This window comes from Phenylobacterium sp., from assembly GCF_004799515.1.
In the GTDB taxonomy this organism is placed as follows: Bacteria; Pseudomonadota; Alphaproteobacteria; order Caulobacterales; family Caulobacteraceae; genus Phenylobacterium.
In genome coordinates, this window is record NZ_SSMX01000023.1 from 41,295 (window position 1) to 52,616 (window position 11,322).

At 70.6% G+C, this 11,322-nt stretch carries 14 protein-coding genes; 8 read left to right on the forward strand and 6 right to left on the reverse strand.

The window, feature by feature from the left end; genetic code table 11:
- Window position 1: 1 nt before the first annotated feature.
- Window positions 2-388, reverse strand: a complete 387-nt coding sequence (locus E8A49_RS08920; protein WP_293379274.1) for a hypothetical protein — start codon at window positions 386-388, stop codon at window positions 2-4.
- Window positions 389-532: 144 nt separating this feature from the next.
- Here E8A49_RS08920 and E8A49_RS08925 point away from each other — a divergent pair, with 144 nt between their 5' ends.
- Together E8A49_RS08925 and E8A49_RS08930 are read left to right on the forward strand one after the other, a co-directional pair.
- Window positions 533-1,630 (forward strand): aromatic ring-hydroxylating dioxygenase subunit alpha, encoded by a 1,098-nt coding sequence (locus E8A49_RS08925; protein WP_293379277.1) that lies wholly within the window; start codon window positions 533-535, stop codon window positions 1,628-1,630.
- 71 nt (window positions 1,631-1,701) lie between these two features.
- Window positions 1,702-2,358, forward strand: coding sequence for a hypothetical protein (locus tag E8A49_RS08930; protein WP_293379280.1), 657 nt, complete (start codon window positions 1,702-1,704; stop codon window positions 2,356-2,358).
- A gap of 18 nt (window positions 2,359-2,376) precedes the next feature.
- Here the strand turns inward: E8A49_RS08930 and E8A49_RS08935 are convergent, their stop codons facing one another.
- Window positions 2,377-3,549 carry a L,D-transpeptidase gene (locus E8A49_RS08935; RefSeq protein ID WP_293379283.1) on the reverse strand — a complete coding sequence of 391 codons (1,173 nt, stop codon included), beginning with the start codon at window positions 3,547-3,549 and terminating at the stop codon, window positions 2,377-2,379.
- 36 nt (window positions 3,550-3,585) lie between these two features.
- On the opposite strand from E8A49_RS08935, the gene E8A49_RS08940 reads away from it, so the two are divergent.
- On the forward strand, window positions 3,586-4,566 hold the full coding sequence (locus E8A49_RS08940) for a D-alanyl-D-alanine carboxypeptidase family protein (RefSeq protein WP_293379286.1): 981 nt from the start codon (window positions 3,586-3,588) through the stop codon (window positions 4,564-4,566).
- A 33-nt stretch (window positions 4,567-4,599) separates the two neighbouring features.
- The gene (locus E8A49_RS08945) at window positions 4,600-5,397 is read left to right on the forward strand and encodes an alpha/beta hydrolase (RefSeq protein ID WP_293379289.1); all 798 of its coding nucleotides are present in this window, start codon (window positions 4,600-4,602) and stop codon (window positions 5,395-5,397) included.
- Between the two features lie 19 nt (window positions 5,398-5,416).
- Here the strand turns inward: E8A49_RS08945 and E8A49_RS08950 are convergent, their stop codons facing one another.
- On the reverse strand, window positions 5,417-6,061 hold the full coding sequence (locus E8A49_RS08950) for a glutathione S-transferase family protein (RefSeq protein WP_293379292.1): 645 nt from the start codon (window positions 6,059-6,061) through the stop codon (window positions 5,417-5,419).
- 77 nt (window positions 6,062-6,138) lie between these two features.
- Here E8A49_RS08950 and E8A49_RS08955 point away from each other — a divergent pair, with 77 nt between their 5' ends.
- Entirely contained in the window at window positions 6,139-7,779 is a 1,641-nt protein-coding gene (locus E8A49_RS08955) for an acyl-CoA dehydrogenase family protein (protein WP_293379295.1), read from the forward strand.
- A 39-nt stretch (window positions 7,780-7,818) separates the two neighbouring features.
- On the opposite strand, the gene E8A49_RS08960 is transcribed toward E8A49_RS08955, so the two are convergent.
- Together E8A49_RS08960 and E8A49_RS08965 are read right to left on the reverse strand one after the other, a co-directional pair.
- Window positions 7,819-8,532, reverse strand: coding sequence for a TetR/AcrR family transcriptional regulator (locus E8A49_RS08960; protein ID WP_366928804.1), 714 nt, complete (start codon window positions 8,530-8,532; stop codon window positions 7,819-7,821).
- Window positions 8,533-8,556: 24 nt separating this feature from the next.
- Entirely contained in the window at window positions 8,557-9,165 is a 609-nt protein-coding gene (locus E8A49_RS08965; RefSeq protein ID WP_293379298.1) for a TetR/AcrR family transcriptional regulator, read from the reverse strand.
- 350 nt (window positions 9,166-9,515) lie between these two features.
- On the opposite strand from E8A49_RS08965, the gene E8A49_RS08970 reads away from it, so the two are divergent.
- Together E8A49_RS08970 and E8A49_RS08975 are read left to right on the forward strand one after the other, a co-directional pair.
- Complete coding sequence (locus E8A49_RS08970) at window positions 9,516-9,713, forward strand: twin transmembrane helix small protein (protein WP_293379301.1); 198 nt, start codon at window positions 9,516-9,518, stop codon at window positions 9,711-9,713.
- Between the two features lie 13 nt (window positions 9,714-9,726).
- Window positions 9,727-10,302 carry a cob(I)yrinic acid a,c-diamide adenosyltransferase gene (locus tag E8A49_RS08975; protein WP_293379304.1) on the forward strand — a complete coding sequence of 192 codons (576 nt, stop codon included), beginning with the start codon at window positions 9,727-9,729 and terminating at the stop codon, window positions 10,300-10,302.
- Here E8A49_RS08975 and E8A49_RS08980 read toward each other — a convergent pair.
- Window positions 10,299-10,595, reverse strand: a complete 297-nt coding sequence (locus tag E8A49_RS08980; RefSeq protein ID WP_293379308.1) for a hypothetical protein — start codon at window positions 10,593-10,595, stop codon at window positions 10,299-10,301. The two genes, E8A49_RS08975 and E8A49_RS08980, sit on opposite strands and share 4 nt — an antisense overlap.
- Before the next feature lie 136 nt (window positions 10,596-10,731).
- Here E8A49_RS08980 and E8A49_RS08985 point away from each other — a divergent pair.
- A partial coding sequence (locus E8A49_RS08985) for an electron transfer flavoprotein subunit beta/FixA family protein (protein WP_293379311.1) occupies window positions 10,732-11,322 on the forward strand: 591 nt, incomplete at its 3' end.

The window sequence follows — 11,322 nt, forward strand, 5'->3', positions numbered from 1 at the left end:
CCTAGCGCCCGGGCTCCAGGGAGAACAGGACGAGGTTGCCGGTGACCGGGTCGGCGCCGGACCACTTGTCGCCGACCTTCTTGCCGGGGCCCAGGCTGCAATACCGCGCCGCGCGGTCGGCCAGCTGCTTGTCCGGCACGACGCAGAGCTTGCCGTCGTCGATCAGCCAGGTTCCGCGGACGTCGCCGTCGTTACCCGTCTCGCGATAGGTGTGGTCGGGCGCGAAGTAGCGCTTGGTGCTCCACCCGACGGCGGGCAGGTCGATCTCCAGGGTGGCGCCGAAGAACTCGCGCATCAGGGTGGCGTCGTCCGCGGCGGGAACGGATTGGGCCAGGGCCGGCGGCGCCAGCAGGCCGAGGATGAAAACGCCGGCGACAGTTTTGAACACGCACGGTCCTCCCGATCGCTCGAGAAGACTAGTGTAGGCTTCGACGCCGATTCAGTGAAATCGCGGCGCCCGTGAGTTCAACAAGGCTGAAGCCGTGGGAGCCCCGCACTTTCACGATGCCGCGACCCGCCGTAGAAGCGGCTCATGGCCGATGACGCCGCCAAGACCGCACGTACGGACCCGAAGTTCGGTCAGGGCTTCCTGACCGACATCTGGTACTTCGCCGCGCTCGCCTCGGACCTGCCGCGCGGCAAGCTTGTCCGCTACGAGTTGCTGGGCGAACCGGTGCTGCTCGGCCGCTCGCCGAAGGGCGAGCTCTTCGCCCTTCGCGACATCTGCCCGCACCGCGCCGCGCCGCTGTCGGCGGGACGGTTCCACCAGGAGGCCTCGGGCGCAACCACCGTCGAATGCCCCTATCACGGCTGGCGCTTCGGGGCCGATGGCGGCTGCGCGGCCATCCCCTCGCTGGTGGCCGACCAGGCGATGGACGTCAGCCGCATCCGCGTGCGCCGCTATCCGGTGGCCGAGAGCCAGGGGCTGGTCTTCGTCTGGGCCGGATCCGACCCGCGCGGCGCGGGCGAGCCCGCCGAGCCGCCGCCGGTCTTCCCCGGCGTGGTCGGCGGCGGGCCCAAGTTGGTCGACCGCATGGACTTCGCCGCCCACATCGACCACGCCGTCGTGGGCCTGATGGACCCGGCGCACGGCCCTTACGTCCACCAGCAATGGTGGTGGCGTTCGAAATCCAGCCAGCACGAGAAGGCCAAGCGCTTCGAGCCCCGCGAGCAGGGCTTCGCCATGGTGCGCCACGAGCCGTCGAAGAACTCCCGCGCCTACGCCGTCCTGGGCGGCGAGCCCTTGACCGAGATCACCTTCCGCATCCCCGGCCTGCGCTGGGAGCACGTCACGGTCGGAAAGCGCCAGGTGCTGTCGCTGACCTGCCTGACGCCGGTGAACGACAAGGCCACCCGGATCACCCAGATCGTCTGGTCCGACCACCCGGCCTTCCTGTTCCTGAAGCCCTTCATCGCCGCCGGCGCGCGAGCGTTCCTGCGCCAGGACGGCGACATGGTGAACCTGCAGAACGAGGGGCTGAAGTACGACCCGTCGCTCCTGTGGATCGACGACGCCGACCGCCAGGCGAAGTGGTACCAGCAGCTGAAGCGCGAATGGACCGCCAGCCGCCGCGAGGGCCGCGCTTTCGCCAATCCCGTCGAGCCCACCACCCTGCGCTGGCGAAGCTAGGCCTTAAATCGACCACCTTGGCTGTAGAGCCTACGGGCTCAAAGGGGGGGCCTCAAACGGGGGTTTGAGGCTTGCGGAGACGCCATCGCGCTGCGGTGATCGCCGTGTCGGTGCTCGCGCACCTGGCGCTGGTCGTCGCCTGGATGACCACCCGGGCGCCGCCGGTCTTCGTCGAACCGCCGGCCATGGCCGTCGAGCTGTTGCGGCCAGAGCGCCCGCCGCGCCCAAAAATAAGTCCGCCGCCCCGCAAGCCGCAAACCGCGACCGTCCTGACGGAGGCGCCCGCCCAGCCCCCGCCCGCTGCGCAGCCGCCGGCCGCTCCCGCCGCGCCCAAGGTCCTCGACACCCAGCATATGGCCGACACGGAGCTCCTGAACCGCGCCGGGCCGCGGCCGGACATGGGCAAGGTGTTCGCCGACCTCGCCAAGCGACCGCTGTTCAGCCGCAACCGCCCGCCCGCCGGCGACGACTGCAAACCGGCCAGCGAGCACTCCAACCGCATCGCCCCGCCGTGCCCGCTCTGGGGCGGGCCCATCACCCACGCCGAGGCGCAGGCCAAGTTGCCCCTACGCGGCGATATCGCCGACCAGGCGCAGCACAAGGGCGTGATGAAGGGCTATCAGCAGGCCTACGGGCATAGCGGTGTGGCGACGCCAGAGGACTTCCCCGGCTTCCGGCATCGTTCCCCGGAAGAGTTGCAGGCGGAGGCCCGCGAGCGAGGCCCCTAGGCTTGGCCCGCGGCGGCCTCAGGCCGCCTTCGGCGCCTTGCCCGTCTCGCCGCCGACAAAGTCCACCGTGGTCCCCTTCTTCACCGCCAGGCTGAGCTGGCGGACGTCCCAGTTGGTCAGGCGCACGCAGCCGTGGCTGGCGGCCTTGCCGACCATTCGGGGGTCCGGGGTGCCGTGGATGCCATAGGTGTCCTTGGTCAGGTCAATCCAGGTCGAGCCGACCGGATTGTTCGGGCCGGGCTGGATGGTGAGCTTGCCCTCCGACGCCTTGCCGAAGGTCAGCCGCGACGGGTCGAAGGTGTAGGTCGGGTTGGAGGCCACGGTGCGCACCGCCCAGTCGCCGCTCGGCGCCGGCCGCTCGGCCGAACCCACCGTCGCCGGATAGACCGCCAGCAGGAGGTCGGCGGCGCCATAGGCCCGGACCTGATGCTGGGTCTTGTCCACCTCGATCCGGGTCACCGGCATGGCCAGCTTCTCCGGCCCGACGGCGGCCACCACGATGCTCGTCCCCGCCGCGCTGAAATCGGCGCCGGGGTTCAGGGCCTTCAGAAGGCCCTCGTCCATGTGGAACCGCTGAGCCAGCTCCTGGACGGGGCCGGTGAAGCTGAGCGCCGGCAGCTTGGCCATCTCGGCCATGTCCTTGGGGACGGTCGGCAGGAAAGGCCCCTTCACGTCGTCGGCGGTGATGACGTAGTCGGTGAGCGCCGGCCGTGGGTCCTTGCCGAGCGCGCTCCAGACCTCCGCGTTCATCTTGCCGTCGGCCGGCAGCTGGTTGGCGGTCTCGTAGGCGGCGATGGCGTTCTTCAGGTTGCCGCCGTCCTGGCCGTCGATGACGCCGGGCGAGAAGTGGGCGCGGGAAAGCAGGACCTCGGCGCGGATCAGGGCGTTGCGCCGGGCCTGCGGCGTCGCGCCGACGGTGCTCCAGTCGGCGGTGAGGATCGGCTGCGCGGCCTGGGCGGCGGAACCCGCGATCGGCGACATGTCGATCAGCGCCACGTTCAGGTCCTGCGTCGGCGCGGTCTGCACCTGGGGCGGCGCGTCGGCGACCGTCGCCGTCGCCATGGGCGTGCCGGCGGACGCCGGGGCGGCCGGCGGCGGGGTGGTCTGGGCCGTGGACTTGGAATCGGAGCAGGCCGCGGCCAGCAACAGCAAGGGGAGGCCGGCGCAGAGCGCGGCCTTGAAAGACGTCATCGGGGACCTCGCGTCGCGCCGCGCGTTGTCAGGCGCGTGAACTTCAAGTCCTCAACACCGCTACGGTTCCTGGGCGGCCTGGTCCTGGCGGCGCTGATCCTGGGGGCCGTGGTGCTGCGCGTCACCAGTTGCGCGCCGATTCCCAAGCCGCCCGCGCCGATTTCCGCGCCGCACGCCGCCCCCGGCCCGAAAGCGGTGACGCCTTCGCAGCAGCCTGCGCCGCCGCCGCTGCCCGCGTCCATCCCCTATCCCGCGCGCCCGGCCTGCGACGCCGGACCGGCGGACGCCGCCCGGGCCAACGCGGCCTCCCTCGCCGCCCTGGCCTGGACGCCCTTCGGCCGCGCCGAGATCGGCTGGGCGACCTATGCGCCGTTGATCGGCCGCGAAATCCGCGCCGCCTGCGCCCCGGACACGCCCGCCTTCGCCGCCGCCCTCGCCGCCTGGGAAGGCGGCCAGGGCCTGCCGGCCGACGGCGTCATGACACCCGCCGTCTTCGCCCGGCTGAAGTCGGTCATGCAGATGCGGCGGCCGTTCGTGCGCTTGAGCGCCCAGGGCGTCTGTCCGAACCCGCCCCCGGCCTCGGCGCTTGCCTGGGCGACCGCGGCGGAGGGCTATGGCGGCAAGCTCGTCCAGCTGCGGCCCGCAGCGCTGGCCGCCTATCGCCAGATGGCCGCTGCGGCCCGGCGCGAGGACCCGGCCATCGCCGCCGACCCACGCAACCTGACCCTGTTCTCCGGCTTCCGCGCGCCCGCGGCCGACGCCGCCCGCTGCGCCCACGAGGGCAACTGCAACAACGTGCAGCGGGCGACCTGCTCGGCGCACCGCACCGGCCTGACGATGGACGTCTACGTGGGCCAGGCGCCCGGCTTCCCGCCGGACTCCAGCGCCGACGCCAACCGCCTCTTCATGAGCCGCACGGCGGCCTACCGTTGGCTGGTCGCCAACGCCGACCGCTTCGGCTTCGTCCCCTATCCCTTCGAGCCCTGGCACTGGGAGTGGACCGGCGAAGCGCCTTGAGGCCCGCGTGAACCGACCCTAGGCTCGCGTCCCATGGCCAGCTTCCTCTCCGACGGCGTCCAGATCGCCTATGACGACATCACCCCGCCGGGCGGCGCGGACCGTACGATCGTCCTGATCCACGGCTTCGCCTCCAACCGCATCGAAGGCTGGAAACGCACCGGCTGGTACGCCGCGTTCGAGCGGCGCCGCACCCGGGTGGTCGCGCTCGATCAGCGCGGCCACGGCGAGAGCGCCAAGCTCTACGAGCCGCAGGCCTATGAGCGCGAGCGGCTGGCCGCCGACGTGCTCAACCTGATGGACGAGCTTGGGATCGAGCGGGCCGACATGTTCGGCTACTCCATGGGCACGCGCACCGCCCTCGAACTGGCCATCGCCCAGCCCGGCCGCCTCACGCACCTGATCCTGGGCGGGGTCGGCGGCAAGCTCCTGGAAAAGGCCCCGGACGTGGCGGGCGAGCCCATGGCCGACGCGCTGCTGGCCGAGGACCCGTCGGCCATCACCCAGCCGATGCTGCGATCCTTCCGCCAGTTCGCCGACGAGCAGGGTGAGGACCGCAAGGCGCTAGCCGCGGTCACCCGCGTGAAGAACATGCCGTTCAACCCCGCCGCGCTGCGGGACATGCCCGTCCCGACGCTGGTGGTGGCGGGCTCCGGCGACGAGACCGCCGGCGACCCGGAGGCGCTGGCGCGGATCTTCCCGCACGGGCAGGCCAAGATCATCCCGGGCTGCGACCACTTCTCGGCCATCCCGCACGCACTCACCAAGGCCGCCGTCTTCGACTTCCTCTACGGCCTGATGGACGAGGACGAGTTCCCGCCGTTCGAGTGAGGTGAAGGGGTGGGCGCCCCTACTTCTGCGGCCCCAGATTATACGCCCCGCCCTTTTCCAGAGCCCGGACATAGGCCGGCCGCGCCTGGAAGCGTGCCACCCAGTTGGCGATGTTGGGATAGGTCGGCGCCTGGCCGAAGGCGCGGGCGACCTCGCCCACGAAGCTCATCTGCGCGTCGGCGGCGGTGAACTCGCCCATCAGCCAGTCGCGGCCGGCGAGGGACGCCTCCACATAGCCAAGGTGGTTGGCCATCTCGCTCTGGATGCGCGGGTGCAGCGGGGCGCCGGCCTCGCCCAGGCGCATGACGTAGAGGTTGACCATCAGCGGCAGCATGGCCGAGCCCTCGGCGTAATGCAGCCATTCGTTGTATTTCTCGAAATCGGGGCCGGCGGCCGGGACGGGCAGCTTGCCCCCGCCATAGGTGCGCTGGATGTAGTCCACGATGGCGCCGGACTCGGCGATGGTGATGTCGTCGCCGCCACTTGTCTGGTCGGTGATCACCGGCGACTTGCCGAGCGGATGCACCGCCTCCAGCTCCGGCGGCGCCAGGTTGGTCGTCGCGTCGCGCTGGTAGAACTTGATCTCGTAGGGCGCGCCCAGCTCCTCCAGCAGCCACAGGATGCGCTGCGAGCGGGAGTTGTTGAGGTGGTGGACGACGAGCATGGCGGGCTTCCCTATGTTTCCCTCGACGTAAGCAGGGCCGTGCGGCGCAAGGCAAGCTTCCCCTATAGTCTGGGGCCATGATCCTGCCCGACCTCACCGACCTTCTCGACCAGGCCGCCGGCGAAGCCTCCGCCCTGGTCGCCGAGCTGCGGAGCGCGGTGGCCGCGCGGGTCGCGCCGGACGGGCGGGTCGACCGCGCCGCCCTGGACGCCGAGCAGCACGCAGCCCACGGCCTCGCCTGGACGGCGGCCTACGCCGAGACCCTGCGCCAGACCGCCGCTTGGGCCCGCGCGCTGGACGCCGAGGGGCGGCTCGGCGAGGCCGAGGCCCTGCCCGCGCAGCTGCTCGCCTACGAGTACGTCAGCCAGCTCCTGGGCGGCCTGCCGATGAACCAGGCCGAGACCTTCCGCGCCCGGGAAGCGGGCGTCTCGGCGCAGCGCCTGGCGCCGCTGGCGGAGCGGCTCGCGCCGGGGGCCTCGCCGGCGGTGAAGGCGCGGATCGTCGAGCTGCTGGACCAGGCGCGCGGGCGGTCCGCCCTGGAAACCAGCGGCCTCGATGAGACCTTGGAGGCGATCCGCGACCAGTTCGCGGCCTTCGCCGCCGAGAAGATCGCGCCCTTCGCCCACGGCTGGCACCTGCGCGATGAGCTGATCCCGCTGACGCTGATCGAGGAGATGGGCGCGCTCGGCGTCTTCGGCCTGACCGCGCCGGAGGCCTGGGGCGGCTCGGGCCTGGGCAAGGTCGCCATGTGCGTGGTGACCGAGGCCCTGTCGCGCGGCTTCATCGGGACGGGCTCGCTCGGCACCCGCTCGGAGATCGCCGCAGAACTGTTGATCGCCCACGGCACGGACGATCAGAAGGCCCGCTTCCTGCCGGGCATCGTCTCCGGCGCGATCATCCCCACCGCCGTCTTCACCGAGCCGGAGGCGGGTTCGGACCTGGGATCCTTGCGCACCCGGGCGGTGCGCGACGGCGAGGTCTGGCGGGTCACCGGCGCCAAGACCTGGATCACCCACGCCGCCCGCGCCGACCTGATGACGCTGCTGGTGCGCACCGACCCGGCGTCGAAGGACCACCGGGGCCTTTCCATGTTCCTGGCGGAGAAGCCTCGCGGCGCGGGCGCCGATCCCTTCCCCGCGCCCGGCATGGGCGGCGGCGAGATCGCGGTGATCGGCTACCGCGGCATGAAGGAGTACGAGATCGCCTTCGACGGCTTCGAGGTCGCCCACGCCAACCTGCTGGGCGGCCAGGAAGGCCAGGGGTTCCCCCAGCTGATGGCCACCTTCGAGAGCGCCCGCATCCAGACCGCCGCGCGGGCCATCGGCGTCGGTCAGAACGCCCTCGACCTGGCCCTCGACTACGCCCTGCAACGCCGGCAGTTCGGCGAACCGCTCAGCGCCTTCCCCCGCGTGGCCAACAAGCTCGCCATGATGGCCGCCGAACTGCTGGGCGCGCGGCGGCTGACCTGGTTCGCGGCGGAGGCCAAGGACGCGGGCCGCCGCTGCGACCTGGAGGCCGGCATGGCCAAGCTGGTCGCCGCGCGCATCGCCTGGGCCGCGGCGGACAACGCCGTGCAGATCCACGGCGGGACGGGCTTTGCCGTGGAGCAGCCGGTCAGCCGCGTGCTGGCCGACGCCCGCATCCTCAACATCTTCGAAGGCGCCGGCGAGATCCAGGCGCAGGTGATCGCGCGCCGGCTGCTGGACGGCGCCAATTGAGTTCCTCTCCCTCTCGCTTCGCGGGGGAGAGGAGGATTGTCAGCACTTCGGCGAGAACCCCGCCGCGATCAGGCCGATCTGGCGGTCCATGACCCGGGTCATCTCCTCGGCGTCGGCGTCGTGCCAGGCGGCCAGGCGATAGACCCAGACATAGGCCGCCATCAGCAGGTCGATGATCTCCTGCTGGTCAACGGAGGGATCGACGTCGCCTTCGGCCACGCCCTTGCACAGGCTCTCGCGCATGATGTCCTGCAGCCGAAGGTTGCGTCCCATGGGCGTGGCGGTGGACGGCAGGGTCCAGTCGTAGGTCGCCGAGATGTAGGCCAGGAACAGCTTCTTGTGGCGCACCTCGAAGGCGAAATGCACCGCGAACATGGTCCGCAAACGGTCGACCGTCGCGCCCCGCAGGTGCGGCATCACCCGGTCGAGCTCGGCGTACAGCCCGTCCAGGCGGTCGCGCATCACCTGGCTGAGGATCTCGTACTTCGAGGCGAAGGTGGTGAAGACGCTGCCGACGGAGACCTGGGCGTGGCGGGCGATCTCACGGATCGTCGTGCCCTGGTAGCCCTGGGTGTCGAAGAGCTCGCGGGCCGCCTCGATCACCCGGTTGCGGGTGTTTTCCTTCTGCGCCTGGCGCACGCCGGCGATCACGCCCGTCACGGGGACGGGCGCGATGGCGGCAGGTTCGCCGCTCGCCAACAGCTTGTCGGTCAACAGGTCGTCGGCTTGCGTCAGATCGGGCGGTGAAGTCATCACTCGTCAGACGGCGCCGACGGCCTAGCTCCTCCGGACGCCCGCCAGCAGGATGCGGATCTGGTCGCGGGAGCGCTCTTGCAGCGCCTCCGGCGCCCAGCCCTGGAAGATGGCGTGGTCGTAGTTCGACAGATAGGCGTCGAACAGCATCTGGGTCCGCAGGGGCGAGGCCGCGCCGTCGGCCAGTTCGCCGCCCTGCACGCCGCGCTCGAGCTGGCTCGAGATCAGGTTCAGCATGGTCTGCACGGGCGGGGCGTTGCGCAGCGCCGGGCCGTCTTCCGGCGACCAGCCCACGCTGAAGGCGGCGCGGGCGAGCGGCAGCTGGGTCTGGTAGAAGCGGTAGCCGGCGGCGAACACCTTCTGCAAGGAGTCCTCCACGCCGTTGCCTTGGGCGGCGGCCTCGGTCATCGCCTCGGCGAGCGCCAACATGTCCGTGGTCATGATCTCTCGGAACAGGTCGGACTTGTCGGCGAAGTTGGCGAACACCGCGCCCGTCGACATGCCGGCGGCGGCGGCGATGTCGCGGATGGTGGCGCCTTCATAGCCTTGCTCGCTGAACAGTCGGCGGGCGGCGGCGAGCACCTTGGCGCGGGTCTGTTGCTTGGCTAGCGCGCGCCGGGTCGGCGCTTTCACGCCGGTTTCATCGGAAGCTTGGATTTGAGCGATATGCATCATGCGGTGATATGACGGCGACGCCGTCCTTTCCAGTTTGTTCTAGCCGCCCCGCGCGTCCAGACGCGGTTCGGTGAACACGTTCACATACTTCGTTACCCGATTGATCGCTGATTTGCGGAATCGAGGCAACGGAAAGGTTGGCTGGGGCTGCGGGGGGACGTACGCTTCCCGACTGCACCCGGAGTGGGGCAAAAATTCGACCCCTTCAACGAATTGGGCTCGCTGAACATGCTCACCAACGGCTGGGGAAGCGGCGCATAGCCTGCTTGGCTGTGGTTCGCAAGCCCGCTCTGTCTTAAGATCGAAAAATGCTCAGCCTAAACACAGTTGTTTACGTCGCCCTCGCTGTCGTCGCCTCGGTGCTCGCGATGGGAATCTACGCCCTGTTCCGCGGCGGCGAGTTCGGCCGGTCCTATTCCAACAAGCTGATGCGCCTGCGGGTCGTCACCCAGGCCATCGCCATCACGGTGATCGTGGGCGTGTTCTGGTGGCGATCGAAACACTAGGCCGCGCGCCGCCATGGTGACCCTGAACCGCATCTACACCCGCACTGGCGACGCCGGGACCACGCGCCTGGCCAGTGGCGCTGAGGTCAGCAAGGCCAGCGCCCGCGTGGAGGCCTACGGCGCGGTGGACGAGACCAACGCATGCCTGGGCCTGGCGCGCACCCACACCGCCGGCGACGCGGCGTTCGACGCCCTGCTGGCGCGGCTGCAGAACGAGCTCTTCGACCTGGGCGCCGACCTCGCCACCCCGCCCGCGGCGGACGAGGCGCCAGGCTCGCGCCTGCGCATCCTGGACAGCCAGGTCGCGCGGCTGGAGGCGGAGATCGACGCGCTGAACGCCGGCCTGCCGGAGCTCAAGTCCTTCATCCTGCCGGGCGGGACCCCGGCGGCGGCGGCCCTGCACCTGGCGCGCACGGTCAGCCGCCGGGCCGAGCGCGAGGCCGTGCGGCTGGCCGAGGCCGGCGAGCCGGTGAGCGGGCCGGCCCTGCGTTACCTGAACCGGCTGTCGGACCTGTTGTTCGTGGCCGCCCGCCACGCCAATGACCGCGGCGCGGCCGAGGTCTTCTGGGTCTCGGGCGCGACGCGCTAGGGCTTCGGCGCAGCGGCGGCCGGCGGCGGGACCGCGCCGGTCAGCGGCGGATCGCGGCCGATGGCGTGCAGCGCCGCGTCGCGGGCCTTCTTGTCGGTGATCATCCGCCCGGTGATGTCCGACGTCAGGATCGGCTGGGCGCAGACCCGCGAATAGGGATCCCACCACTTGTGCGCCTCGACGCAGTGCTGTTCCGGCAGCGCCCAGCCCACGGTCCAGACCAGGATTCCAAGGTTCGCCACGGCGAAGATGCCGATGAAGATCCACTTCAGGCGGGTGAAGGCTCTGTTCATGATCCCTCCATAAGCGATGGCGGCCGCGGCGTCAGGCCCCGATCCGCCGGTTCGCAGTGGTTTGCAAACCGCGCCGGACCCTGTATTGCCCCGCACGATCCCTTTTTCCCTGAGCAATTTGAGGCGCTAGCAACCCATGAAGGTGTTGGTCCCGGTCAAGCGGGTGATCGACTACAACGTCAAGGCGCGGGTGAAGCCCGATCAGACGGGCGTCGACCTCGCCAACGTCAAGATGTCCATGAACCCGTTCTGCGAGATCGCGGTCGAAGAGGCCGTGCGTCTCAAGGAAAAGGGCGTGGCCACGGAAGTCGTCGCGGTCTCCATCGGCCCGGCCCAGGCGCAGGAAACCCTGCGCACGGCGCTGGCCATGGGCGCCGACCGCGCCATCCTGGTGCAGACGGCCGAGGACCTGGAGCCGCTGGCGGTCGCCAAGGTGCTGCAGGCGGTGATCGGCAAGGAAAGCCCCGACCTGGTGGTCATGGGCAAGCAGGCCATCGACGGCGACAACAACGCCACCGGCCAGATGCTGGCGGCCTTGCTCGGCTGGCCGCAGGCGACCTTCGCTTCGGCGATTGAGGTCGCCGGCCAGAAGGCCAAGGTCACCCGCGAGGTGGATGGCGGCCTGCAGACCATCGAGGTCGACCTGCCGGCGGTGATCACCGCCGACCTGCGCCTCAACGAGCCGCGCTACGCCAGCCTGCCCAACATCATGAAGGCCAAGAAGAAG

Coding starts and splice junctions, on each gene's coding strand:
- E8A49_RS08950 (WP_293379292.1), bottom strand. CDS start 6,061: ATGCTCGTCGTCCACCACCTCAACAACTCCCGCTCGCAGCGCATCCTG.
- E8A49_RS08960 (WP_366928804.1), bottom strand. CDS start 8,532: ATGACTTCACCGCCCGATCTGACGCAAGCCGACGACCTGTTGACCGAC.
- E8A49_RS08945 (WP_293379289.1), top strand. CDS start 4,600: ATGGCCAGCTTCCTCTCCGACGGCGTCCAGATCGCCTATGACGACATC.
- E8A49_RS08970 (WP_293379301.1), top strand. CDS start 9,516: ATGCTCAGCCTAAACACAGTTGTTTACGTCGCCCTCGCTGTCGTCGCC.
- E8A49_RS08925 (WP_293379277.1), top strand. CDS start 533: ATGGCCGATGACGCCGCCAAGACCGCACGTACGGACCCGAAGTTCGGT.
- E8A49_RS08935 (WP_293379283.1), bottom strand. CDS start 3,549: ATGACGTCTTTCAAGGCCGCGCTCTGCGCCGGCCTCCCCTTGCTGTTG.
- E8A49_RS08955 (WP_293379295.1), top strand. CDS start 6,139: ATGATCCTGCCCGACCTCACCGACCTTCTCGACCAGGCCGCCGGCGAA.
- E8A49_RS08980 (WP_293379308.1), bottom strand. CDS start 10,595: ATGAACAGAGCCTTCACCCGCCTGAAGTGGATCTTCATCGGCATCTTC.
- E8A49_RS08975 (WP_293379304.1), top strand. CDS start 9,727: ATGGTGACCCTGAACCGCATCTACACCCGCACTGGCGACGCCGGGACC.